The organism is Helicovermis profundi, assembly GCF_033097505.1.
Taxonomy (GTDB): Bacteria; Bacillota; Clostridia; order Peptostreptococcales; family Acidaminobacteraceae; genus Helicovermis; species Helicovermis profundi.
On record NZ_AP028654.1, the window covers coordinates 1,644,696 to 1,671,617 of the forward strand.

At 30.3% G+C, this 26,922-nt stretch carries 23 protein-coding genes and 1 other annotated feature; of the genes, 3 read left to right on the forward strand and 20 right to left on the reverse strand.

Annotated features, from left to right (window positions below; all coding sequences use genetic code 11):
* Positions 1-7: 7 nt before the first annotated feature.
* Both purB and AACH12_RS07210 read right to left on the reverse strand, forming a co-directional pair.
* Entirely contained in the window at positions 8-1,438 is a 1,431-nt protein-coding gene (gene purB, locus AACH12_RS07205) for an adenylosuccinate lyase (RefSeq protein ID WP_338534760.1), read from the reverse strand.
* Positions 1,439-1,578: 140 nt separating this feature from the next.
* Positions 1,579-1,926, reverse strand: a complete 348-nt coding sequence (locus tag AACH12_RS07210; RefSeq protein WP_338534761.1) for a hypothetical protein — start codon at positions 1,924-1,926, stop codon at positions 1,579-1,581.
* 349 nt (positions 1,927-2,275) lie between these two features.
* Between AACH12_RS07210 and AACH12_RS07215 the strand changes: the two genes are divergently transcribed.
* On the forward strand, positions 2,276-3,580 hold the full coding sequence (locus tag AACH12_RS07215) for an IS110 family RNA-guided transposase (RefSeq protein WP_338534762.1): 1,305 nt from the start codon (positions 2,276-2,278) through the stop codon (positions 3,578-3,580).
* 187 nt (positions 3,581-3,767) lie between these two features.
* On the opposite strand, the gene AACH12_RS07220 is transcribed toward AACH12_RS07215, so the two are convergent.
* The 3 genes from AACH12_RS07220 to AACH12_RS07230 all read right to left on the reverse strand — a co-directional run bounded on the left by AACH12_RS07220 (position 3,768) and on the right by AACH12_RS07230 (position 6,604).
* Complete coding sequence (locus AACH12_RS07220) at positions 3,768-4,031, reverse strand: stage V sporulation protein S (protein WP_338534763.1); 264 nt, start codon at positions 4,029-4,031, stop codon at positions 3,768-3,770.
* Positions 4,032-4,049: 18 nt separating this feature from the next.
* Positions 4,050-4,310: a stage V sporulation protein S gene (locus AACH12_RS07225; RefSeq protein ID WP_338534764.1), complete on the reverse strand. Its 261-nt coding sequence runs from the start codon at positions 4,308-4,310 to the stop codon at positions 4,050-4,052.
* Positions 4,311-4,933: 623 nt separating this feature from the next.
* Positions 4,934-6,604 (reverse strand): formate--tetrahydrofolate ligase, encoded by a 1,671-nt coding sequence (locus tag AACH12_RS07230; protein ID WP_338534765.1) that lies wholly within the window; start codon positions 6,602-6,604, stop codon positions 4,934-4,936.
* Between the two features lie 310 nt (positions 6,605-6,914).
* Between AACH12_RS07230 and AACH12_RS07235 the strand changes: the two genes are divergently transcribed.
* Entirely contained in the window at positions 6,915-7,142 is a 228-nt protein-coding gene (locus AACH12_RS07235; RefSeq protein WP_338534766.1) for a putative Se/S carrier-like protein, read from the forward strand.
* A 37-nt stretch (positions 7,143-7,179) separates the two neighbouring features.
* Here the strand turns inward: AACH12_RS07235 and AACH12_RS07240 are convergent, their stop codons facing one another.
* Positions 7,180-8,340, reverse strand: a complete 1,161-nt coding sequence (locus tag AACH12_RS07240; protein ID WP_338534767.1) for an HD-GYP domain-containing protein — start codon at positions 8,338-8,340, stop codon at positions 7,180-7,182.
* A 129-nt stretch (positions 8,341-8,469) separates the two neighbouring features.
* Here AACH12_RS07240 and AACH12_RS07245 point away from each other — a divergent pair, with 129 nt between their 5' ends.
* Positions 8,470-9,015 (forward strand): DJ-1 family glyoxalase III, encoded by a 546-nt coding sequence (locus tag AACH12_RS07245; RefSeq protein ID WP_338534768.1) that lies wholly within the window; start codon positions 8,470-8,472, stop codon positions 9,013-9,015.
* A 20-nt stretch (positions 9,016-9,035) separates the two neighbouring features.
* Here AACH12_RS07245 and AACH12_RS07250 read toward each other — a convergent pair whose 3' ends face one another.
* The 14 genes from AACH12_RS07250 to hemZ all read right to left on the reverse strand — a co-directional run bounded on the left by AACH12_RS07250 (position 9,036) and on the right by hemZ (position 26,907).
* Complete coding sequence (locus AACH12_RS07250; RefSeq protein WP_338534769.1) at positions 9,036-10,373, reverse strand: replication-associated recombination protein A; 1,338 nt, start codon at positions 10,371-10,373, stop codon at positions 9,036-9,038.
* Between the two features lie 98 nt (positions 10,374-10,471).
* Positions 10,472-11,533 carry an ornithine racemase Orr gene (gene orr, locus AACH12_RS07255; RefSeq protein WP_338534770.1) on the reverse strand — a complete coding sequence of 354 codons (1,062 nt, stop codon included), beginning with the start codon at positions 11,531-11,533 and terminating at the stop codon, positions 10,472-10,474.
* Positions 11,533-12,912: a GlmL-related ornithine degradation protein gene (locus tag AACH12_RS07260; protein WP_338534771.1), complete on the reverse strand. Its 1,380-nt coding sequence runs from the start codon at positions 12,910-12,912 to the stop codon at positions 11,533-11,535. The genes orr and AACH12_RS07260 overlap by 1 nt, the downstream gene beginning before the upstream one ends.
* 85 nt (positions 12,913-12,997) lie before the next feature.
* A complete protein-coding gene (oraE, locus tag AACH12_RS07265) occupies positions 12,998-15,211 on the reverse strand; it encodes a D-ornithine 4,5-aminomutase subunit OraE (RefSeq protein WP_338534772.1) in 2,214 nt (737 codons plus the stop codon).
* Positions 15,211-15,588 carry an ornithine aminomutase subunit alpha gene (locus AACH12_RS07270; protein ID WP_338534773.1) on the reverse strand — a complete coding sequence of 126 codons (378 nt, stop codon included), beginning with the start codon at positions 15,586-15,588 and terminating at the stop codon, positions 15,211-15,213. Before AACH12_RS07270 ends, oraE begins: the two co-directional genes overlap by 1 nt.
* A gap of 13 nt (positions 15,589-15,601) precedes the next feature.
* A complete protein-coding gene (gene ortB, locus AACH12_RS07275; RefSeq protein ID WP_338534774.1) occupies positions 15,602-17,020 on the reverse strand; it encodes a 2-amino-4-oxopentanoate thiolase subunit OrtB in 1,419 nt (472 codons plus the stop codon).
* On the reverse strand, positions 17,010-17,321 hold the full coding sequence (gene ortA / locus AACH12_RS07280; protein WP_338534775.1) for a 2-amino-4-oxopentanoate thiolase subunit OrtA: 312 nt from the start codon (positions 17,319-17,321) through the stop codon (positions 17,010-17,012). Before ortA ends, ortB begins: the two co-directional genes overlap by 11 nt.
* An 11-nt stretch (positions 17,322-17,332) precedes the next feature.
* Entirely contained in the window at positions 17,333-18,388 is a 1,056-nt protein-coding gene (gene ord / locus AACH12_RS07285; RefSeq protein ID WP_338534776.1) for a 2,4-diaminopentanoate dehydrogenase, read from the reverse strand.
* A gap of 275 nt (positions 18,389-18,663) precedes the next feature.
* A complete protein-coding gene (locus tag AACH12_RS07290) occupies positions 18,664-20,088 on the reverse strand; it encodes a sigma-54 interaction domain-containing protein (RefSeq protein WP_338534777.1) in 1,425 nt (474 codons plus the stop codon).
* A 15-nt stretch (positions 20,089-20,103) separates the two neighbouring features.
* On the reverse strand, positions 20,104-21,333 hold the full coding sequence (gene glyA, locus AACH12_RS07295) for a serine hydroxymethyltransferase (RefSeq protein ID WP_338534778.1): 1,230 nt from the start codon (positions 21,331-21,333) through the stop codon (positions 20,104-20,106).
* Positions 21,334-21,490: 157 nt separating this feature from the next.
* Positions 21,491-21,946 carry a SoxR reducing system RseC family protein gene (locus AACH12_RS07300; protein WP_338534779.1) on the reverse strand — a complete coding sequence of 152 codons (456 nt, stop codon included), beginning with the start codon at positions 21,944-21,946 and terminating at the stop codon, positions 21,491-21,493.
* Positions 21,939-23,735, reverse strand: a complete 1,797-nt coding sequence (aspS, locus tag AACH12_RS07305) for an aspartate--tRNA ligase (RefSeq protein WP_338534780.1) — start codon at positions 23,733-23,735, stop codon at positions 21,939-21,941. Before aspS ends, AACH12_RS07300 begins: the two co-directional genes overlap by 8 nt.
* Positions 23,735-25,045, reverse strand: a complete 1,311-nt coding sequence (gene hisS, locus AACH12_RS07310; protein WP_338534781.1) for a histidine--tRNA ligase — start codon at positions 25,043-25,045, stop codon at positions 23,735-23,737. Before hisS ends, aspS begins: the two co-directional genes overlap by 1 nt.
* Before the next feature lie 56 nt (positions 25,046-25,101).
* Positions 25,102-25,268 (reverse strand) — a binding site (T-box leader).
* A gap of 103 nt (positions 25,269-25,371) precedes the next feature.
* Positions 25,372-26,907 (reverse strand): coproporphyrinogen dehydrogenase HemZ, encoded by a 1,536-nt coding sequence (gene hemZ, locus AACH12_RS07315; RefSeq protein WP_338534782.1) that lies wholly within the window; start codon positions 26,905-26,907, stop codon positions 25,372-25,374.
* Between the last annotated feature and the right edge of the window lie 15 nt (positions 26,908-26,922).

Below are 26,922 nucleotides of genomic sequence, written 5' to 3' on the forward strand. Positions count from 1 at the left end.
TTAATTATTATACATTTAATTCAACATCTTCTCCAAGTACATCAGCATTTTCTTTGAGTATTGGATCAATTTCTGAAATTATAAATTCTTCTACTTGCTCTGATGCTCTTCCAATATAAAGCGATGGCTCTGCAATTTTTTTAAGTTCACTTAATGTTAAATCAAACTTAGTATCATTTGCAATTCTTTCAAGCAAATCATTATCTTTTCCTTCTACTTTAACTTTACTACCAGCATCCATAGAATGAACTCTAATAAGCTCATGTAACTCTTGTCTATCTCCACCTTTTTTTACCGCTTCCATCATTATATTTTCAGTCATCATAAAAGGTAATTCAGCATCTAAATGTTTTTTTATTACTTTTTCATATACAACCATATTTGTAGCTATATTGTTTGCAATATCAAGTGATGCATCTATCGCTAAAAAACTCTCTGCTAAGGTAAGTCTTCTATTTGCCGAGTCATCTAGTGTTCTTTCAAACCACTGCGTTGCTGCTACTAACTGAGGACTCATTGTACTAGAAATAACAAACTTACATAGCGAAGAAATCCTTTCACTTCTCATTGGATTTCTCTTATAAGCCATTGCCGAAGAGCCAATTTGGTTCTTTCCAAAAGGTTCTTCTAATTCCTTTAAATTTTGAAGTAATCTAATATCGTTTGTCATTTTATGAAGTGATTGAGCGATTCCACCAACTACATTTATAACTCTAGAATCAATTTTTCTTGTATATGTTTGTCCTGTAACTGCCAAACTATCTTTAAAACCAAATTCTTTTGCAATAAATGTATCAAGTTTTTTTACTTTATCATGATCATTATTAAAAAGTTTTAAATAACTAGCCTGTGTTCCTGTAGTTCCTTTAACACCTCTAAGCATCAAAGTATTTGATACATAAACTAAATCATTGTAATCCATAACTAAGTCAATCATCCATAGAGTTGCTCTTTTCCCAACTGTTGTTATTTGAGCTGGCTGAAAATGTGTATATCCTAGTGTTGGAACATCCCTATATTTTATTGAAAAATCTTTTAATTTATATAAAAGATTTGCAATTTTTCCTTTTATTAATTCAAGAGCATCTTTTAAAACAATAATATCAGTATTATCTCCAACGAAAGCACTAGTAGCACCCAAATGAATTATACCTTTAGCCTTTGGACATACATCACCATATGCATGAACATGTGCCATTACATCATGTCTTAATCTCTTTTCATGCTTCTTTGCCACTTCAAAGTCTATATTATATATATTTTCTTCAAGTTCTTTGATTTGCTCATCTGTAATATTTAAGCCTAATTCTTTTTCAGCTTTAGCAAGTGCTGTCCAAAGTTTTCTCCAAGTGCTAAATTTCATTTTAGGAGAAAAAATATACGTCATTTTATCACTTGCATATCTCTCAATTAGAGGATTTTGATATTTGCTATACATATTTACACATCCTTATTAAAATATACGAACTATTTTAAGTTTTTTTAAATATAAGTTCGAAATAATTATATAATATATTTTGTATAACTTCAATAGAAATATATTTTTTTCTATTGCATTAAAAACCTTAATAAATTATATCATTTGATATGAAATTTTGGCTTTTGTTTATTCATTAATTTATCATTTTCTTTGTCTTCTACCAAACTAGTAATTTTAGCAACTTGATTTTTAAAATCATTTATTTTTTTCATTTCATCATCAACTAATTTGGATTTTAAATCAAGCCTACCTTCTCTAAGCCATTTATTTATATATTTTCTTTTAACATTTGTATTTTCTATAACTTCATTTATTGTTGCATTTCTATTTTCACTAATATACTCCTTCACAGAATTAAATAACGATTCTATACAAACATTACAAATAGACAGGTTAGCATCTGCAAAAAAAGGGTTTTTACAACTTTCACATATTCTTTCATCCATATTAATCTCCTTGTATAATTAGGTTAGAAATATTGCTTAAGTTTCTTGCGAATATTCTTACCTAATTCATTTATATTGTTTGTGATTAAAAATAAGTTCAACCACTTAACATACTGTAATTTTTCTATTATAGTTATCTCATAAAGAGTATATGCGTCTTCTCCTTGAATGACTCATTTCTTGAGTTTATATTCGTAACAAAGCTTGCATTATTGTGAGATTCTTTGATTTAGCTGGTTGAATTTCTCTTTGATCATAAATATTATTAGAGAATTATTCGTGTCACTTACAAGGTTAATTGACTCACTAATTATTGTTACTCTTTATTATTTTAAATGGGGGTTATTTTATGTCTAACTATTACCATTTGCCTGTTGTAGGCATTGATGTTGCTGCTAATTTTTCAGTAGTTACTGCTTTAAAACCTAATGGCGACGTATTCCGTAAGAACCTTAAAATTAGCCATACACTTGGGGGCTTCAATAAACTTCTTCTTTTTCTACAAAAAATTGAAGAAGAGTTTAACGATAGTCCCAAAGTATTTTGCGAATCCACGGGAATATATCATCTTACTCTTCTTCATTTTCTTGTTAAAAATCAGATTGATATACATGTAATAAATCCTCTGATAACTAATTCTAACAAGAATTCGAACATAAGAAAAGTAAAAACTGATAAATTAGATTCTCTTTCCATCGCAAAAATTTGTAAATTTGATAATGTAAAGACTTCAACATTCACTAGTGAGGAGTTTTTACACCTTAAACTCCTAGTTCGTGAGTATTACAAAGTTGTTGATTTAAAGGCAAATTTGAAAAAAACTTTCTCAAATAATATTTATATTAACTATCCAGGACTTCAAAATGCATTTGCTAATATAACAGGTAAGACACCTTTAATATTTATTAGAAAATATCCAACACCTAAACATCTTCTTAACGCTGAGCCCAAAGTTGTTATTGAACTTCTAACAAAGTCATCAAGACGTGGTTCTAGTTGGGCTAATAATAAATATAACAAACTTATAAAAATCGCTAATAGTGCCAATATCATTGGTATTACTCCCTTGCTTTTTGAATCTAAAGTAATACGTTTTAGCGAAAGTTTTGATTTTTATACAAATCAACTTAGAAATATTGTAGATGAAATTCACCAATATATTGACAATGCCTCTTTTGGAGAAGTATTTAAACAAAATATTAATCTTCTTAAAAGTTTCAAAGGTCTTGGTGATATAACTGCAATTACTTTGTTAGTTGAAATGGGTGATATTAATAATTTTTCTAAGCCTCAACAACTTGTAGCTTTTTTCGGTGTAGATCCTAGCGTTAATCAATCTGGCAATTTTAGCGGTGATCGCAATAAAATGTCCAAACGTGGTACTGCTATAGGTAGAAGAGCTTTGTACACAGTCGCTCTTGCTTCAATACGTACAAGTAAAAATAAAAAGCCAATAAATCTTGTTTTGTATGAATATTATCACATAGCCCTTGATAAGAAAAAGAAAAAAGTTAAACTTGTAGCTGTTATGAATAAACTACTTCGCTATATTTTTTCAATACTAAAAAATCAAAAACCATATGAAGTTAGAAATCCACTCGTCCACAAAAGGATGTTTTTAGAATCTAAACTTCATAATCCTGTTGCTGCTTAATAAATATTTTTACAGTAAATAATATTGAATGTTCATTTTTACTCGAGCATTATTTAGTATGCTCATTTTTAATAAGAACTTTTTTTATTAAATTACTTGACTATTACTAGCTGGTCTTTTTAACTAAAAAATATAGCCAATTTTATAACTCTTTTAGAGTATCAGCTATATTAAATGAGAAATTATTCTATTTTTTCGGTCGTACAATTAATCTAATCGCTGTACGCTCTTCACCTTCAATTTCTATATTTGTAAATGCTGGCGTGCAAATTAAATCTATTCCAGAAGGTGAAACAAATCCTCTTGCAATTGCAATTGCTTTAATAGATTGATTTACTGCTCCTGCACCAATTGCTTGAATTTCAGCCTCACCATACTCACGAATAACACCTGCTAATGCACCTGCAACTGAATTAGGATTAGAGTGTGACGAAACTTTTAAAATCTCCATAATTTCCTCCTTTTATATTTAATTTGGAAAAACTATTAATTTAATCGCAGTTCTTTCCTCGCCATCAATAACAATATCAGCAAATGCCGGTACACAAACTAAATCAATACCGCTAGGAGCTACAAAACCTCTTGCAATTGCAATTGCCTTAATCGCTTGATTAATTGCACCTGCACCAACTGCTTGCATTTCTGCTGATCCATGTTCTCTTATAACCCCGGCTAAAGCTCCCGCAACTGAATTAGGATTAGACTTTGAAGACACTTTAAGAATTTCCATTTTAAATCCCCCTTTTACATTAAAAACTAGAATCCTTAGTATAATGAGTACTATAATTATGTTTTTCTATACAACTTACTAATACCCTTTATTTTTTTGAATATTCGAACAAATTGAAGTGGTGCAAAAAAAACAAATTAAAACACCTTGTAAGCTTGCTTACAAAAGGAGTTTTAATTTGTTTTTTTTATAGTGAGTGAAACTAAGCGACAAGGCGAATGGTAGCCTGCAAAGCAGGTGAATTCGACGGTGCACCACTTTATATACTTTTACAAAACCAAGAAAACACCTTATAAGAAAGCTTACAAAAGGAGTTTTAATTTGTTTTTTTTATCCGATGCCTTAGAATTCTAATATTTTCACTAATTATAGTGAAAATAAAGAATTCTAGAAGGCCCTGGATTATGTTTTTTAAGGTTCGGCGGGAAAAATACCCTCCGAAACCAAGAAATTCATTTATAGTAAGTGAAACTAAGCGACAAGTCGAATGGTAACAATCGAAGATTGTTATTTGGCGCTGCACCACTTTAATTAGCTATGCAAAAAAATACAAGGCAAATTCACCTATTCTGAGGTAAGTCACCTTGTATTTTTTTATTTATTTAATATAATTATGTTTATCTTTAGAATAAGCCGATAATTTCTCCGCTCTTTAATATATCCATCTTTGTTGCTGCTGGTACTCTTGGTAGTCCTGGCATTCTCATAATTGCACCTGTCATTGCTACTAAGAATCCTGCTCCTGCTGACGCTTTTACTTCGCTTATTGTTATCTTGAATCCTTTTGGTCTTCCAAGTAACTTTGGATTGTCAGATAAAGAATATTGTGTTTTTGCCATACATATTGGTAAACTTCCTATTCCATCATTTTCATACTTTTTAATATCATTTAATGCTTTTGTAGTAAAATCTACTCCATCTGCTCCATATATTTCCTTGCATATTTTTTCGATTTTCTCTTTTGCACTAAGTTCTAAATCATATAGTACTTTGAATTCTGCTTTTCCACTTTCTGCTAGTTCTACAACTTTTTCAGCTAATGCAATTCCACCTTCTCCGCCTTTTGCCCATACTTCTGAAAGTGCCACATCTACTCCAAGCTCATTACATCTCTTTTCTACATATGTTAATTCTTCTTTTGTATCTGTTGGAAATGCGTTTATTGCTACTACTGCTGGTACTCCAAACTTTCTCACATTTTCAATTTGTTTTTCTAAATTCTCAAATCCATCTGCTAGAGCCTTCATATTTTCTTTTCCTAAATCTGCTTTTGCTACTCCGCCGTGATTCTTAAGGGCTCTTACTGTTGCTACTACTACTACTGCTGATGGTTTAAGTGAAGCTGCTCTACATTTGATATTAAAGAATTTTTCAGCTCCGAGATCTGCTCCAAAACCAGCCTCTGTTACTACATAATCACCAAGTTTTAATGCCATTTTTGTCGCTACTACCGAGTTGCATCCATGTGCTATATTTGCAAATGGTCCACCGTGAATTAGTGCTGGTGTATTTTCTAAAGTTTGTACTAGGTTTGGCATTATTGCATCTTTTAATAATAAGGCAAGCGATCCTGTCGCTTCTAACTCACCTGCTGTTACAGGTTTTTTATCGTAAGTATAACCTATAATCATTTTATTTAATCTTTCTTTTAAGTCACTCATGCTTGTTGCAAGGCAAAGAATAGCCATTATTTCTGATGCTACAGCTATATCAAATCCATCTTGTCTTACTACTCCATTTCCTTTTGGTCCAAGTCCTACTGTTATACTTCTAAGAGCTCTATCATTCATGTCAATTGCTCTTCTCCAAACGATTCTTTTTGGATCAATATTTAATGGGTTTCCTTGATGTAGATGGTTGTCTATAAGTGCTGCAAGTAAGTTGTTTGCAGTTGTTACCGCATGAATATCTCCTGTAAAATGAAGATTTATATCATCCATTGGTACCACTTGTGAATATCCACCACCAGCTGCTCCACCTTTTACTCCAAAACATGGTCCAAGAGACGGCTCTCTTAGTGCTGTAAATGTTCTTTTTCCTATTTTATTTAGTGCCATTGAAAGTCCGACATTTGTAGTTGTTTTACCTTCTCCTGCTGCTGTTGGATTTATTGCAGTTACTAGTATTAATTTTCCATCTTCTTCTTTTTCTAATCTATCCATTACATCTAAATGTATCTTAGCTTTGTGATTACCGTATAATTCTAAATCTTCTAACTTAAGGCCCACTTTACTTGCTACATCTCCGATGTGTTGCATTTTTGCTTCTTGTGCTATCTGTACGTCTGTTTTCATTTTTATCCCCCTCATTAATAAATATTAATAATTTAGTAATACTAAAAAATAATAACATGTTTAAGATACTTTTAAAAAACTATTAAAGTAAAACTACGAAACTTTATTCAATTTCACTCTCAATTTACATAATACATCAATATATATTCAATTTCAATAATTGATATAATTATATCATAATTTTTTATATATAATAAAAAATTATGATATTTGTAAAAATATAATAATATCTAAATGTTTTTTATGTACTTATTATAAATATTATTAGTCAAATTTATGTCTAAAATGATATAATCATTATGGTGATAAAATGAAAAAGAAAATGACTTATTTAATTGTAGTAAACAAAACCAATCTTTTTAAACTTGAGAATATGCTGTTGTCAAACAACATTGCTTATGATTATTTTCCAACACCAAAAGAAATTTTATCTGTATGCACAAAATCAATAAGAATTAAACCTTCATTTGCTGAAGAAGTTTCTAATTTGCTATATTTGTATACAGATGTATTAGTTGAAAAAATCATCACATTATAAAGTTAAGCCAATATATCAACAAAGTTGTTATATTGGCTTAACTTATATATGAATTTGTTTTTAGTATTTTTTTATTTCTTATCTTTCTTCTTCTTATTTCTTCTAAATATTCGTCGACATCCCATTTGTCTTTTATGAATAATTTCAATTCTTTCTCTAGGTTAACAATTTCGACTTTTAATAAATTAGAGTTAGTATTAATAACACGCACTCTAGGTCTAGTTGGATTAAATCTATTATAATTTGCAACAATTCCCATTCTATCATCCGTTAATATCACTCCACTTCCTGGAGGGAATACACAAATATTTGTAATTACTGCTTTGTATATTTCGGTATCAATTCTATAAATTGATTCGCCGTTTAATATATCAAAGACCTTATATATAGACATTTTGTCTCTATATACCCTATTAGTAGACATAGCATCAAACATATCGCAAATCGTAACAATCCTAACATACTCAGGAATTTCAATCCCTTTTAATCCTAAGGGATAACCACTACCATCTAATTTTTCATGGTGCAACCTTATAATTTGTTTTGTTGTAAAGGAAAGTTTTTCAATCGAATCTACAATTTGAAATCCAAATTCAGAATGTTTCATGACTTCATTTCGTTCGTCTTCAGTAAGCTTACCAGGTTTTGCAATTAAATTATCTTTAACCATTATTTTACCAATATCATGAAGTAGCGCACCAAGAGCAATATTTTTTATATCATTCTTTTTATAATTAAGTGAATTTGCTGTTAAAATAGTAAGTACCGTAACATTAATACTATGTTTATATGTATATTCATCAGTATCAATTAAATCTGATAATGTAAATAGAATGTCCTTACTGTCACTTAGATCTTTTAAGATAGAATCAATAATTTTTTCTACAAGTATAAGATTTCCTTCAGGTATTAAGGTTTTTACTCCAAGTTTTTCATTATGTAAAGTATCTAAAAACACCTTTTTAATTGTACTTTCAGCTCTAGCAATTCTTTTTTCCTCTAAAGTATTAATAGGTATAATATCTTTTTTTATATCTTCTATAACATAAACAAAATTAATATTATGACCCATTAATTTTTTAAGTACTTTGCTATTAACAATAGTACCTCTGTTTAGAAGCATATTGCCATTGAAAGTAAAAACTGGTTCAACTATTTTATTTCCAATAATTCCTTCTCCAACTCTGGCTGGCTTCATAGATATTCTCCTAATATTAATTATTTCTCTTTAATATTATCGGCATTAATTGAAAAAAAATTAACATTTTTTTCAATTAATTTGATATAATATTATAAATTATTATTTAATAATAGCTTAGGAGGTCATATGTATTATATTTTTTTAGCACATGGTTTTGAGGAATTAGAGGCAATAACCGTTATAGATATGTTAAGACGTGCAAAAATTGATGTAAGAACCGTATCAATTAATGACAAAATTAAAGTTACAGGAGCACATAATATTACTATAAATACTGATTTATTGATAAAAGACCTTAGTAGCAAAAATATTGACGGAATAATTTTACCTGGTGGAATGCCTGGAAGTACCAATTTAAAGAATGATTCCACTCTAACTAAATTAATTTTTGAAAATTTCCATAGAGGCAAATTAATAGCTGCAATTTGCGCAGCACCTATTGTGCTTGCAAAGGCAAATATACTACAGGATATACAAGCAACTTGCTATCCAAGTTTTGAAAATCAATTGACAGGTGCCATAATAAGTGATGAGAAAGTTATAATTGATAAAAATGTTATAACGAGTAAAGGTCCTGGAACTGCCATTAACTTTGGATTCGAGCTTATTAAATATATAAGCGACGATTTAAATGCAAAATCAGTTATTAATGGAATGCTTGTAAATATTTAATAGGAAAACCGAGTGAATATTCACTCGGTTTTTTTAAAAATATTATTTAATTTATTCATTCTTTCATTTATTTTTTTTTCATAGCCATTTTCACTTGGAATATAATATTTGTGATTCCTTATTTTCTTCGGCAAATAATCTTGCTTAACATAATTATTAGGATATGAATGTGGATATTTATAAGTAAGACCATCAATACTCTCATTTTTTTTAGTCATTTTTAAAGAAGTCGCATCTTTTAAATAAAAAGGAATATTTCCGCAATCAAGTGTTTTGACGTCTAAGAGAGCATTATTAATTGCAATATATGATGAATTAGATTTTGGTGCACTCGCAAGATACGTTACAATTTGAGACAAAATAATTCTTGATTCAGGCATTCCTATTTTTTCTATAGCATTCGCTCCGCTTACAGCTAAGGTTAGTGCACTCGGATCAGCATTTCCAATATCTTCAGACGCGAGTATTATAAGTCTTCTTGCAATAAACTTTATATCTTCACCACCCATAATCATTTTAGAAAGATAATGAAGTGATGCATCTGGGTCAGAACCTCTAATTGATTTAATGAAAGCCGAAGTGATATCATAATGCGAATCACCTGATTTATCGTAATGAAAACTTTTTTCTTGAATACAATCTTCAATTATTTCTTTTGATATTACTGACCCATCAGAAAAATCAGAAGATAAGACTGCAATTTCAATTGCATTTAACGCTTTTCTTGCATCACCATCAACAATTTCACTTAGAAACTCAAGAGCTTCGCTTTCAACTTTAATATCGAAGTTTCCAAATCCATTTTCTTTATCTGATAGGGCATTTTTTACTATTTGTTCAATTTCGTCTTTAACTAATTTTTCTAATCTAAATACACTTGATCTTGAAATAAGCGCATTATTTACTTCGTAATACGGATTTTCAGTTGTCGCACCAATTAGAGTAATACTACCATCTTCTACAAATGGAAGTATTGCATCTTGTTGTGCTTTATTAAATCTATGTATCTCATCAATAAATAGGATTGTCTTTTTAAAGTAAAGACCTAAATTATCTTTTGCAATTTTAATAACCTCTCTTAGTTCTTTAACACCAGAAGTTACTGCATTTACTGTTCTAAAATCAGAAGTGGTTGTTTTTGCAATTACTCTAGCAAGACTTGTTTTACCAACACCTGGTGGTCCGTAAAGAATAATTGACCCAAGTTTATCAGCTTTTATTAATCTTCTTAGAATTTTATTTTCTCCAAGTATATGCTTCTGTCCAAAAAATGATTCTATTTTTTGGGGTTTCATTCTTTCTGCAAGTGGTGCGCTTTTTTCTAAATTCTTTTCCGCTGCAATCTCAAACAAATCCATAAATACCTCTTCTTTTCACTTATCTGATTATATGATAATTATATTGTATATTAAAAAAAATTAAAGTCTATACTTTTTTATAGACTTTAAAATAATTTTTACTTTATATATTCTTTTTCAATATATTCAGAAGTAGTAAGCATCAAAAGTGCACCATAGTCAATATTAAACTTTATCACACTACCTATGCTATAGTCTTTACCTGTATTTGTTAAATCAAGGATCAAATGATCACTGCTTGCCCCTACAATTTCAATATCTTTGTCATATGGAGTTAGTCCGTCTGGATTAACATCTTGCCTTCCAATGGCAATTATAGCTCTTTTCATTTTTCCTTTGTCTAAAAAAACAGGATTATTTCCAAAAGCATCCATACCAATATTGCCAGTAGGAATAGAGTCTTTTTCCTTTAGCTCAATTACTTCTGCTTCTAATGTAAATATATCAGTGTGCATTCCTTCAATTAATTCGCCAAACGCAGTTTCTCTTCCAAGAACAATAACTTCTCCAGGCCTTAAATTATTGATTTTACTTGGCATTTTACCATTATCAAGTAAATAAATACTGCTTGAATTTCCTCCAGAAATCATTTCTAATTTAATTTTAAATTTATTTTCAATATTAGTAGCAATTTCAGTTAATTTTCCAAGGTTAATTTCATCAGGAATAACTCCACCGTAACATGTAAGATTAACTCCGATACCATATAAATTAACACCAGAAAGTTTAAGAATTTCTTCAACCGTTTTATCAACGTCACAAGGCAGAATTCCTTCTCTTAAATCACCTAGATCAATCATTAATAAAACATTATGAATTTTATTCAATTTATTAGCTTCAACAGATAATGATTTTATAGTATCAATTTCAGAATTAAGACTAATATCCGCAAATTTAACAACTTCCTTAGTTTCAGAAAGCATAGGTAACCTAAGTAAGACTTTAGGAACCTTCAAATCTTTTATTTTTACTAAATTTGATATTCTAGAATCGGCTAACATATCAGCTCCACCGTCAACTACAGCTTTAGCAGCACTATTTAACGCACAAAACGATTTAGTTACAACCATTATACTTATACCATTTTTATCACATTTTTCTTTGATAAACTTTGTATTTTCTTCAAGTTTACAAAGATTAATTTTTAGTTTTGGATACATTAGTCCTCCTTAAAATCTAAGCTTTTTTTAAGCAACTTAATTGCGGCTATTTTATTTTCTTTAGATAAAACACCTAAAGATGCCATAATATAATCATTATCAATTAGTATTTTAGCTTCTTTATTTGGAAGAAGTTTATCTCCTCTATTACTTAATGCAATGCGTTTTAAAATTTTGATTCTCTTTGGAAGCCTTGTAAGAGCACCGCCTGTACCTATAATATATCTCACATTACTTAAATCTTTACCTTCAGCAATACTTTTCTTTCCACCACCAACAAATAAATCTCTAAAACCACCCGCATGCCTATTTGAAGATACTATTACTGCTTCTTCAGTAAGTCTTTCTACAAAAGTAATTTGATTTTTATTATTCGGAATTGCCACATGGTTTTCTATTAGAGAATTAAGCAAACTAGCTTCTACTTTCAAATCTTCTTCAAGTTTTTTTAATCCAATTATATCAACTATATTTTTCATATTTACATAAACGCCTAAATCCCCTTCTACAGTTCTTTTTGCAGTTGGTTCTGGACTTATTAGTATTGAATTAATTTCTTCTGAACCATCAGTAACTGAATGGATATCAGTGGTAGCTCCGCCTACATCAACAGTAACCAAATCCCCAATATCTTCTCTCAATATTTTTGATGCTTCCATTACAGCGCCTGGTGTTGGAATAATAGGTCCCATCACAAGTTCTTTGACATGTTCCATACCTGGTGCATGAATAATGTGTTCTTCAAATACATCTTGAATAACTTTTCTAGTAGGCTCTACATTTAAAGTATCTATTTTAGGATAAACATTATCTACAATATATAATAAATGTTCTTTATTATTTTCTTCAAATATAAGTTTAATTTCTTCTTGATTTTCAATATTACCCGCGTAAATAACAGGTACATGTAAGTCAAGTTCAGCAATTTTTTCTGCATTATAAATAGCTGTATCTCTTTCACCGTAATCTACTCCACCAGCTATTAAAATTATATTTGGTGATAAATCTTTAATTTTCTTTATATCTAATCTTCTTAATTTACCTGCTGTTAAAAAGTGAATATTTGCTCCTGCTCCAAGTGCTGCTTCTTTTGCAGCTTTTGCAGTCATATCATAAACAAGTCCATGGACAGTCATCTTAAGACCACCTGCCGCACTGCTGGTTGCAAGCATTAAATCATAAGAAATTTCTTCAAGATTTAATTTACTGCGCAAATCTTTTATAGCACTATTTAAACCAATATTAACATTTCCCTCTTTGACTGTTGTTGGTGACTGACCTTGTCCTACGAACAAAGGGTTTTCAGTATTTAAATCACTAAAAGCATTTACTACCGTAGTAGTACTTCCTATTTCTGCTACTAAAACATCAAATTTCATATTTCACCTCATAAAAAATAGGCTTCTCGCATTAAGCAAGAAACCTATTATTAATTAAGCCAATAATATTTTACCGCTTAAAATCCTATGCGTTTTTCATTTCTCTTCTTTTCTTAATAAAGAATGATGCTACATGGTTTCCTCTATCTGATTTTCCAAAACCTTGATCCATTCCATTTTTAACAGCAATTTCTGGTGTAACTTGAGTTCCACCTGCGCAAATAATTAATTTATCTCTTACGCCTTTTTCTATTGCATATTCATGTAATCTCTTCATGTTTTTATAATGAACGTCGTCATGAGAAATAATTGTAGAAGCAAGAATAGCATTTGCATTTAATTCAATTGCTGCGTCTACAAGTTTTTCAACTGGACAAGATGTTCCAAGATACTCAACATCCATACCATATTTTTCAATTCCACCATGTTTAATATCAATTACTTCTCTAAGTCCAACTGAATGCTCATCTTGTCCAACAGTTGCTGCAACAATTAGGAACGACTCCTTGTCTACATCTTCTCTAATTTCTTCATCATTAAGTAAATCAGGAAGTGGAGGAATTACAAGAGTATCTAAGTCAATATCAAACTCAACTTTACCTTTTAATTGAATTCTAGATCCTTCAGCAGGATGAAGCATTTCTGAATGAATTACTTCTACGTCTTTTAAATTCATTTTCTTAGCAAATTCAATTGCTGCAAATTCTGCAGTTCTTTGATTAGTTGGCAAGAAAATTTCAAGTTGAACTGTACCATCAGCTAACCACTCAACTTCTGGCTTAATTAAATTAGTATTTCTATATTTCTCATTAGCATCCATTCTAGTATTTACATTATCAACGTCATCAAGTTCGTCAATAAAAATAATTTTATCTGCGTTTTCTAATGTATCTCCATTAATTGCAGCAGAAGGATTCTTAGCTATTTCTTCACCGTACTGAGCTGCATTATTATAACCATAATGAGCAGTAACTGGAGCAAAATAATCATCATCTCTTGTATAAACAGTTCCAGCACCAACTCCGCCATCAATCTGTCTACCAATACCGTCTCCGTTTCTTTCAGGATATTTACCTGAATCTATGAAGAATCCTTTTTGAACAGATTCAAAGTATCCGCCTTGTTCAATCATTTCTTCCATATAAAGAATTGCTCTTTCTTTTAATTCTCTAACTTCTTTTTTCATGAAGCCATCTTTTTTTACTTCAACCATTTCTAGTATACCGTCTAAACCAACTAAAGTTTGTTTTGCAGTATCACATGCTTCAATATTATACATATGCCAAGGCACATTTCTACCTTCATCTGGTGTAATTGTTGATTGAATATCAGCGCTTGTAAGTTTTGAAATCATCATATTCATAACATGAGTAACTGTAGCTTCTCTTGAAGATGATGTAATATACTTAGTATTTTGCTGTGCTCTCATCTTATATTCACTAAATAAATCTCTTAAAGCAACAGCATAAGGAAGATCATATTTAGTACATGGCATTGGTGCAGCTGTAGGCGGAACTGTTGAAAGACAAATATTTTCTTTTTTCATACCAGCTTTATGTGAGAATATTGAGTTAAGTCCGTGCTGAACCATTAGTTCTGGCATAACCTTCCAAGCATCTCTAGCAGTAGCATTTGCATTATGCGCGCCATCTATTTGTGCCATATCTACAGCAGCCATAACTTTTTTTGATTCAGCAGCATCAACAAATGATCTTACCATATTAATATTTCTATAAAGTACATTATACTGCGGATCTTGATGAGCACCGTTAACGCCTTCTTCTGCAAACATAACAGCAATATCAGGACCAGCAACACCTGAAACATATGAATGATAATTAATTGGTCTACCAACTTCATCTTCTATAAAATCAAGCGCTTTTCTATGAGCTCTTACTTGCTTTCTAGAAACAGCTACTCCGCCAATTCCTTGTGGAGTTCCTTCTATAAGTCCATCAAAATGAGATTGTCCAGCAGTTCTAATAACCATTATATGGTCAGCTCCGTGCCAAGCTGCCATTCTCATTCTTCTAATATCATCTTCAAATCTACCAGATGCTATTTCTGTAGTGATAGTTTCTTGAGGTTGTGGATCTAAATTATCAAAATATCTAACAGCTGCAGGTATTCCAATTGAATTAGTTAAGCCTTCAGCACAATCATGATACTCATGTTGTCCTAAAATTAATTTATTAACTTTTTTTCTCCAAAGCCAACCTTTTCTCTTTGGTCTGTAGTTTTCAAGATCAGAAAGTATTTCTCTGATATCCATTTTTTCATTAATATCATATTTTTTCATTATTTCTGACCTCCTTTAAATATTTCAATAGCTTCATCCCATCTTTTCCCTTCCATTAGTTCAAGTCCTGCTTGTCTAATAGAAATATTATTCTTCTTAGATACTCTGTAAATTATATTTCCTACACCTTTACCAATTAATCCTCTTTCTATTGCACCATCAACAATTGGTTTAGCTTCAAGACTTGAAAATCCCATTCTTAATACAATTGATCTTTCAACTGCAGGTGAAGTATGAGTCTTTGCAAGATCAAGTAAAGGATCAACAAGTGTTTCTGCAAGTTGCCAGAATTTTGCTTTTATTTCTTCATCAGTTAAATTAACTAAATCTTTTCTTCTAGTTTGAAAATCATCGTCTCTCTTTAGGTAGCCTTTCATAATTCCTCCATTTTTATTTAATAGTTACATTAAGTTCTTTCAGTGCATTTATAACGAAGTCTTTATTTGTATTTGTATCTTCCATTAAAAATTCAATATCTTCATTGCTTACAGAAGTTAAATTGTTTTGTTTAATTGCATTTTTAACTAAAGATGTTTTTATTTTATCTAAGTCTAAATCTTTTGCTTTTAGAAGATCTGGAGTTTCAGGAAAAATAATATTTTTCCCTGGAATTTCGTCATTTGGATTACCAAATTTAATTTCGATTCCATTATCTCTTGCAAAAGATAATTGCGGTTGAATATGTTTTCCTGCACCAGTATATTCAGTTTCTTGAACAACTATTATTTGATCTTCGTCCATTTCTCTTGCAATACTAAACGCCGCAGCAAGTGAAACATTTCCAGCTGGTCCTCTTTCAAGACCTTCTAATTGTGCAAATGCTTCAGTCATATAAAATACTTGACCTTGAGTTACTGTAACGTACCTGTCCATATATCTAAGTGGACGAGCAGCAGAACGAGGAACATCAGATCTATCTGGCCAAGTTGAAAACGGTATTCCAAAACCAGTGTGTCCTGTAGTAAAAGATTTTTTGTTAAATTGCGTATCACTTGCCATATGAAGTCCACTTAAATCAACACTAGCAGCTACTACTTTAGTGCTTTTAGCTCCTGCTTTTTCAAGACCTCTTGCAGTACCTGTTAAATTTCCACCGCCTGCATTTGTGCAAACAACAACATCAGGATCTCTATTTTCAAGTTCTCTAAACTGCATAGCTATTTCGTATCCAAGAGTTTCAACACCTGCAATACCAAATGGAGTGTAAAGAGATGCGTTGAAATAACCAGTCTCTTCAAGTAGTCCTAAGAAAGTATAGAATAGTTCTGGTCCAACAGAAAGCTGAATTACTTCTGCGCCGTATGCTTCACATTTTCTAGCTTTTTCTATTATTTCAGGTTGTCCCATTCCTTTTGAATCATAGCATTCTTGTACAATTATGCATTTAAGTCCATGAATTGCAGCTTGAGATGCTACAGCAGCTCCGTAGTTTCCACTAGTTGCAGCAATTACACCTTTATAGCCTAATTTTTTTGCATGAAATACAGCATTTGCTGCTCTCCTTGCTTTAAAGCTTCCAGAAGGATTTGACGCTTCATCTTTAACAAAAATTCTTGCGCCTTTACCTTTTTCAGAAAACTTTCTAGCTAATGCCGTCAAATTTCTAAGTTCATAAAGTGGTGTGTTACCAACTCCACTAAAACTTTGCATTTCTTGCATTTCTTTTAAAGAGTAACCAGTTTCCTTCATCATCTTCTCATAATCAAAACCGATACCTTTAGCTTCAAACTTAGAATAATCAATTCCTACAGCTTTTTTCATTATTTCGTTTCTTCTTGACATTACAGCTTCATATGAATTATTTTTCATTATCTGCACCTCCAAAAAGAATTTCTTTTAAATCCATTCCGATTTTTAACAACTCAGGAATATTGTTTCCGAAAGAGTGAGTAAATGTTGGTTCAATTTCAACAACCTCTCCCTCAGCTTTTCTACCTGTTATAGTCTTAACTTCAATTTTATCGCCTTTTTTACCATCAATTAAAGCAAATCCTTTAACCCACATTTCTAGTGGCACATTTTTAGTGTCATCAGGAACTTGCGGTGCTCTTTCATCTTTCGTTAAAACTACATTATATATTTTAACCCAATCACCTTTTTTGAATTCCATCATATCACCTATTATCCTCTATAAATAAATTCTCTCATATCTCCCATAATTGCTCTTGGAACTGGTAAATCAATCATAGTCTTAAGACCAGGATGAGAATTGATAACGTGAGGGATCATATTACAACACATTGCAATTGTTCCAAGTCCGCCTTCTACTTCAGGTTTTATAACCATATTCACTTCTGGAGTACCTTTTATAGAAATATAATCACCAGTAAAAGTTCCTTCCATTTCTGGCTCAATTTGTTGTGGGTGAATCATATCGATTAGTACAGATCCATTAACATGTCCTTGACCAGTCATATTTACTCCAGCAACATCTCCAGCAGCAGCAAAACCGTAAGGAGCTTGTCTATCTACTGTTGTAACAATTGGTTTCATTTGTTGTTCGATTTTTTCAACCTTCCAGCCAATAGCGTCACCAATCATATTAATTGATTCAGAAAATCCAACGTGACCTGCTAGAGAACCATCTTCAACGCCTCTATTAAAATCATCAACTTTCATTCCAACGCCTTGCTCTTCCATTACAGCAGGTCCAAAAGGTGATAAACTATTTACTCTTTTTGCTTCAATATGTTCTACATCAGTCATACAACCTGTTAAAGTTACAACTAATAAGTCCATAATTAAACCTGGGTTAATTCCAGTTCCTAAAATTGAAACTCCGTTCTCTTTAGCAATTTTATCAAGTTCAGCTGCAAGTTCAGGATTCTGAGCTTTTGGATAAGCCATTTCTTCAGCAGTTGAAATTACATTAACTTTTTGCTCTAAGGCAAATTTTAATTTAGGAAAAGCTTTTTTAGTAAAAGAATCTGTAGCAATTAAACAAATATCGCAACATTTTTCAGTTAATACTTCTTTAATCTCAGGATTAATTAAAACTGATTTTCTTTCTCCTTTTTCAACACCTAAAACTTCAAATATATCTTTATTAACTCTTTCAGGGTGCATGTCACAAACTCCAACAATCTCTACACCTTTTTTGTTTAATAACATACGTGCCATTCCACTTCCCATAGCACCAAATCCCCATATTGCAACTTTAACGTTTTCTTTATTCATTTTTGCACCTCCATATTTTAGTCAATACTTAATATAGCAAACTGCGTGCCAAAGATTTAAAATTTATAATTATACATACCATAACTTACTATTTTTTTCGTATAAATATTGTATTTCCAAAGGTAATCTAATAAAAAATAGTAAAAAAAAAATAATATTATTTTTTTACTTGATTAAACATACACTAATTTATATAACAATATACATTCATAAATTGCTAGCAAAAAATAAACGCAAAATATTTTGCATAGTACATGCAAAATATTTTGCGTTTATTACATTAGGTTGTATTTTTTTATTTTGTATTGCAAATTTTGTCTTGAAATACTTAGACATTTTGCAGTACGAGTTAAATTATATGAGTTTTCTATTAAAAAATATTCAATAACCGCTTTTTCTTTATTCTCTAAAAATAAATTCAAATTAGAAAAATTTTCTGGAAGATTTAATTCTTTAACACTTCTATTTTCAATAATATTAGATTTCGTACTCATTATTTCGTCTATATGTCCTGGAATATGTTCTTTACTTATAACATGTTCATCATCAACCATATTCATAGCACTTTCAATAAAATTTTTAAGCTCACGAATATTACCTTTCCAAGAGTAATTCTTAAATGTATTTTTGAGTTCCTCGCTTAGCATCCATATATCTTTACCTAGTTTTTTATTATATTTTTCGATAAAATAATCTGTAAGCATTGGAATATCATCTTTTCTTTCGCGAAGTGGTGGCAAATTTACATTTATAACATTAATTCTATAAAATAAATCTTTCCTAAAGGATCCTTCATCGATTAAAAATTTTAATTTAATATTAGTTGCAGCAATTATTCTAACATCGACTTTAATATCCTTTTGTCCACCAACACGTCTTATAAATCCTTCTTGAAGCACCCTTAAAATCTTAGCTTGAAGAGAATCACTCATAGAATTAATCTCATCTAAAAACAAGGTTCCCTTATTAGCTTGTTCAAATAATCCAGCCCTATTCTCAGCTCCAGTAAATGAACCTTTAGATGTTCCAAAAAGAATTCCTTCAAGCAAACTCTCAGGAAGCGCTGCACAGTTTTGTGCAATAAATTCATATTTTGTTCTTTTACTTCCCGAATGAATACTCTGAGCTATAAGTTCTTTTCCAGTACCCGTCTCTCCTTGAATAAGAACGCTTGAATCTGTTTTAGTAGCTCTTTTCGCAATTTTTATAGCATTTAAAAATTTTTTATCAATTCCAACAATATCTTCAAAATGATAAAATCTGCTAACTTTTTCGTTTTTTTCATCTAAATCAATTCTATTTCTTAATTTTAATATTTGTTTAGACATTTTTTCGACATTTGTAAAGTTTTTAGCAATCTCCACTGCACCAATAATATTGCTATCTTCATCTAATATTGGATATGTAATATTTTCTGTAGTTATTTTTTTTCCAGAAAAGTTAAAATAAGATTGAATATCCTTTTTAACAACTCTTTTTTCCATTATAGCAGTAAGTAGCGTACTATTTTCGTAAGACCAATTGGGAAACACATCTAATATATGCTTCCCAATTACATCTTCTTTAGTAAGACCTTCTATTTTTTCCATAGAGGAGTTATATAGTATAGTAACACCATCTTTATCAACAATATGAATCCCTTCTTGAATTTCATGCAAAATATTTTGCACTAAGTTACTGCTGATAATTTTAGTATCCATACGTCCTCCAGTTTTTTAGTAAATTGGAAATCCTGCGCAAATATCTTTTACTTTAGCTGTAATTTCTTTTATACTTGATTTTTCTTCCAAAGTATCCGCAATTAAATTTGCGATTGCCTTCATTTCATTTTTACCCATTCCTCTTGTTGTAACTGCTGCAGTACCAATTCTAATTCCACTCGTTACAAAAGGACTTTCAGTCTCAAAAGGAACCGTATTCTTGTTAACTGTAATATCAACTTGACCTAGCATCTTTTCAGCAGCTTTACCAGTTAATCCTTTATTTCTTAAATCAACTAGCATAAGGTGATTATCTGTTCCACCAGAAACTAATTTAAATCCTCTAGAAACTAAAGTTTCAGCCATAACATTACAGTTTTCAACTAAAGTGTGTTGATACACTTTAAATTCCTCAGAAAGAGCTTCTTTAAAGCTTACTGCTTTTGCAGCAATCACATGCATTAATGGACCACCTTGTATTCCAGGGAATATTGCTTTATCGATTGCTTTTGCATATTCTTTTTTACAAAGAATTGCTCCACCTCTTGGTCCCCTTAATGTCTTATGAGTTGTAGTAGTAACAAATTCTGCATAGTCACATGGATTTTCATGTAAACCAGCAACAACAAGACCTGCGATATGAGCCATATCTACCATCAAATAACATCCAACTTCATCGCATATATCTCTGAACTTCTTAAAATCAATTTTTCTTGGATAAGCACTTGCACCTGCAACAATCATTTTTGGTTTGCATTCTAATGCGATTCTTCTAACTTCATCATAATCAATAGTTTCAGTTTCTTTATTTACTCCATAAGGAACAAAATTAAAGTATACACCAGAAATATTTACGTGACTACCATGAGTTAAGTGACCACCATGAGTTAAATTCATACCCATAACAGTATCTCCAGGCTTAAGCATTGCAAAATATACAGCAAGGTTAGCATTCGCTCCAGAATGAGGTTGAACATTAGCATGATCAGCGCTAAATAATTCTTTTAGTCTATCAATAGCCAAATTCTCAGCAACATCAACAAATTCACAACCACCATAGTACCTTTTTCCAGGATAACCTTCAGCATATTTATTTGTAAATACACTTCCCATTGCTTCCATAACAGCAGGGCTAACATTATTTTCAGAAGCTATAAGTTCTATACCATCTCTTTCTCTAACAAATTCATTTTCAAGTGCATCAAATATTTCCTTGTCACATTCTTTTAAACCTTTACACAACATTAATTTTTCCCCCTTTAGTTTTTAAGTACTATAAATGTATTCTACACAAAATAAATAAAAAATCAACTGTTAATTTTATATAAAAGTAAAATTAATATACTAATATCTAAAACACTATTAAATTGTTTAATTTATATTAAAATTGTATACAATATAATTAAGTTATTGGTGTCATTGTATCATTAAATCGCTGAACTATCTTAACGACCTTTGCTAAATACTCTTTACTGTCGTGAAATTTTTTATCATAAGACTTTATTACAATGAAAGTTAAAGCCATTAAAACTATTCCAAAAATACTTGCTATAATTTCTGTATTATTAACTATGCCAATTAAAGGAAATATTTTAATAACAAAAAATATTCCTATTAATAAAGATATTAAGGGTAAAGTATATGCAATAAAAGCAGCTTTTAAAACGTTTTTATCACCTAAATCAATTTCTACAATATCGCCTTTACTAGCACCAATTTCGTCTTCTATGGGTATTTTAACATTACCATCATCTCCATATGAACATTCGTGACAATGTCCACATGCAGACTCTCTTAGTAGTGTAACTTCAATTGTATGAGAATCAATTCTACCGGCAACTACGCCTTGTCTATTCATCTATATCACTACTTTCTTCAATTGTCTTAACTCCAAGCTCATCTAATTGCTTTTTATCAGCAGGGCCAGGAGCATCTGTTAATAGCGAAGTTGCATTTTGAGTTTTAGGGAAAGCAATTACTTCTCTAATATTTTCACTTCCAGTAAGTAACATTACAAGTCTATCAAGTCCAAAAGCGAGCCCGCCGTGAGGAGGAGTACCATATTTAAATGCATCAAGAAGAAATCCAAATTTAGCATATGCTTCTTCATCAGTAAAGCCAAGTGCTTTAAACATTTTCTTTTGTAAATCTGAGTTATGAATTCTAATACTTCCTCCACCAATTTCAAAACCATTTAAAACGATATCATATGCTTTTGCTCTAACTTTTTCAGGGTTTGATTCTAAAAGTTCAATATCTTCATCCATTGGTGATGTAAAAGGGTGATGTTTTGCTACAAATCTATTTTCTTCTTCGTCGTATTCATAAAGAGGAAATTCCGTAACCCAAAGAAGATCATATTCATCTTTATCTAGTAAGTTTAATTTCTTAGCAATTTCACTTCTAAGTGCTCCAAGAGAATCAAAGACAACACTATTCTTATCTGCAACTAATAAAATAAGATCTCCACTCTTAGCTTCCATTTTATCTAGTATCAATTTTATTTCAGTTTCAGATAAAAATTTTGCAATAGGTGAAGTAATACCTTCATCAGTAATTTTCATCCAAGCAAGTCCTTTTGCTCCATATGTTTTCGCAAAGCTTTCAAGCTTTGAAATATTTTTTCTACTAAATGTATCAGCTTGTCCATTAATGTTTATTGCTCTAACGCTACCACCATTTTCTATAGCAGAAGAAAAAACTTTAAATTCAGATGATTTTAATTCATCATTTAATAACTTAAGTTCAAATCCAAATCTTGTATCTGGTTTATCAGAACCATATCTCTCCATAGCTTCTTTATAAGTAATTCTCTTAAAGGGAATTTCAATTTCTTTATTAAGGACTTCCTTAAAAATTCTCTTTAATAATTTTTCATTTACTTCGATAACATCATTTTCCTCAACAAAAGATAATTCCATATCTATTTGTGTGAATTCAGGTTGTCTATCCGCTCTTAAGTCTTCGTCTCTAAAGCATCTTACTATTTGATAGTATTTATCAAATCCTGAAACCATTAACATTTGTTTAAATAACTGTGGAGACTGAGGAAGTGCATAAAATTTACCTTTATTAACTCTACTTGGAACTAAATAATCTCTTGCTCCCTCAGGTGTTGGCTTAGTTAAAAATGGAGTTTCAATATCTAAAAAACCATTAACATCTAAAAAATCTCTAGTAATTTTACTAACTTGATTTCTAAGTCTCATTCTTTTTTGCATTTTTGGTTTTCTTAAATCTAAATATCTATATTTAAGCCTAAGTCTTTCGTTCGCTTCATCTTCATCATTAATATGAATTGGAGGTATTTCTGACTCAGATAAAATTTTAAGTTCATTTGCAAAAACCTCAATTTTACCTGTCGGTATATTATTATTTATAGATTCTCTCATTTTTACAACACCTGAAATTGCAATAACAAATTCACCTCTAATTAAAGACGCTTTTTCAAATGATTCTTTAGAAACTGTAGTATCAAAAACTATCTGAGCAATTCCCTCTCTATCCCTTAAATCAACAAAAATAAGTCCACCTAAATTTCTTCTTTTTTGAACCCATCCCATAAGAGTTACTTTTTCTCCAACATTTGTTTCACGAAGAACTCCACACATATGAGTTCTTTTCATTCCATTTAATGCTTCAGCCATTATAATTCTCCTTTTCTATTTACTAATTCATTTATTTTATACAATTCATCATCTTTATATTCAGTTTGTATCCCGTCATTCATATTTTTAATTAAGTATGTTCCTTTTGAAACTTCATCTTCTCCAATGATAATTACAAACTTGGCACCTAATTTATCTGCATATTTAAATTGAGACTTCATACTTCTGCTTAAATGATCAATATCACAAGATATATTTTTAGTTCTTAAATACTGTGAAATTTTCAGTGCAAATAATTTTGCGTCTTTTCCGCTACTTACAATAAAAACATCCATTGTTTTTTTATTTTCAATTTCCACATCAGTTTGTTCAAGAGTAAGTAATAATCTTTCTATACCCATTCCAAAACCAACACCAGGAGTTGATGGTCCACCAATTTCTTCAACTAAACCGTCATATCTTCCGCCGCCACAAACTGTACTTTGTGCTCCAATGTCATTTGAAATAAATTCAAAAGCTGTTTTAGTATAATAATCGAGTCCTCTAACAATTCTAGGATCAACTATATATGAGATTTCCATAGAATCTAAATTGCTTTTTAGACTTTTAAAGTGATCTGAACATTCATCGCATAAATAATCCATCATAACAGGAGCATCCGTTAACTCGCTTTGACAAGATGGATTTTTACAATCTAAAATTCTCATTGGATTAGTAATAAACCTTTCATTACAAGTTTCACATAAATTATTTAACTTGGACTTTAAAAACGACTTTAATTCTTTATGATAATTAGGTCTGCATACTTTGCAGCCAATTGAATTAATTCTAAGTTCCGTTTTTGTTAAACCAAGTTTTCTTAAATAAGTGTCAGCCAAACTAATTACTTCAGCATCAACTGAGGCTTCATTCGAACTAAATGCTTCAATTCCAAATTGATGAAATTCTCTTAAACGACCAGCTTGTGGTCTTTCATGTCTAAAACATGGAGTAATATAGAAAAGTTTTGTTGGCTGTGAATCCGCATACAACTTATTCTCAGTAAAAGCTCTAACAACTGGTGCAGTTCCCTCTGGCTTCAAAGTAAAACCTTTTTTATCAATATCAAATGAATCATTTCTATACTTTTTTAAATCTACTCCTGAAATAGCAGTATACATCTCTTTTTTTACAATATCTGTGGTTTCACCAACACCTCTTTTAAATAATTTTGTAAATTCAAATAAAGGCGTCCTAATTTCACTATAACTATATAAATTACAAATTTCTCTAAATTTCTCTTCAACGTATAACCATTTATGTATATCCTTTGGAAGTACATCTTTTGTTCCTTTAGGTTTTATTATCATAAGTCCTCCTTTGTTACTAAAATTAGTTCAAAAAATAAAAAACGTCCCTTTATAAATAAAGGGACGAGATATACCCGCGTTGCCACCCAATTTGGTACAAAGTACCCTCTTAATTAGAACGGTATTATTTGAGTGTCTTTCATACTTAGTTAATATATTAGGTTCCACCAACCCCTAACTCTCTAAAATACAACAAGTATTACTCTTCTCATACCAATATATACTTTTAATAATTATATGGCTATGAAGTTGTTTTGTCAAGTTAAACCAACAAAAAACACTACGATTTTACTATTACATTCAACTTATAGCCTTTCTTATTAGAATCAAATTTGATCTAATAAATCAATTTTTTTCTTTACCAATTCATCAAATCTCAATATATATTCTTCAAGTCCCTTAATATTATTAAATCTTTCAAATCTATTTTCTAAGGGATAACAAAATTTAGAAGCACTACCTGCCCCAACTCCAACAATAGTATGTCTCTCTTCCATAATTCTCATGTTATAAAGAGATTCGTGTCCCTTAAGCGAATATCCAATATTTTCGAAATTACCAAGCATATTTTTTTGCCTATATAAATAATAAGGAAAATATAAATTATCTTCAGTATAGCTTTTAGAAAGAGAAAGCATATTTTTAACTATTTCAGAGTCGGTTAATATTTGATTTTCTTTATTTTCATTTAAATACGACGCTCTTTTAATAGCCAAGGTGTGAACAGTTATATTTTCAGGTCTTAATCTCATAATTAAATCTAGAGTATTTTTAAAATCATTTTCATCTTCATCAGTTAAACCTGCAATTAAGTCCATATTTATGCTTTCAAATTCAAATTCTCTCGCTAAATTAAAAACATTTACAATGTCACTTGAAGTATGGTCCCTTCCGATTTTTTTTAGTGTTTCGTCGTTCATAGTTTGTGGATTGATGCATACTCTGTTTACGAAATATTTCTTCATAACTTTAAATTTTTCTTTATTTATAGTATCTGGTCTTCCAGCTTCAACAGTAAATTCTTTTAATTTTTTTAAATCAATATACTCTTGCAATTTCAAGAATATTTCTTCCAATTGCTCTGCACTTAAGGTTGTTGGTGTTCCTCCTCCAATATAAAGGCAATCAATATCAAATTCTCTACTATTAAGATATTTTAGCATACTTTCAAGTTCAAGAATTAATGCTTTAACATATGGCGAAATCAATTTAGATTTTTTTATAGAACTATTTGATGGAAAAGAACAATAAGTACATCTAGTTCTGCAAAATGGAATACAAATATAAATACTAATTTTCTTTTTATCTATAGGGTATAGAAATCTGCGTTCATTTTTTGCCGTTTTAATAATTAATTGTCGTTTATCTTTGCTTACTCTATATTCTTCGTACAATATATCATCTACTTCGTTTTCCTCATAGCCCTTATCAAAAAGTTCATGCACTATTTTAACCGGTCTAATACCTACTAATATTCCCCATGGAGATGAAGTTTTAAAGTTTATAGAAAAAACATCATACAAAAGTACTTTTACAATATTTTTAATTGAAGTATTTTTAAGTTCTTTTCTTGAAATATTAAATAGATTTATACCATAAAAAAAGAATAATGAAACTCTTTTTTTACCATCAATATCTTCTAAGCGTATAATAATATTAATATCTAAATCTTTATCAATATTTAAATTTATTTTGCTAGTCAAATTTACTTGATTTATCAAATTTTTATATTCAGCATCATTTATATATTTTTCTCTATCTTTTTCCCTTAACACTTCAATTTCTTTTTCACTACAAAAAATTTTTACTAAATGAATTATGTCGTAAGCATAATCAAAACCAAATGTATATATTTTTATCATTATAAACTCCTCTAA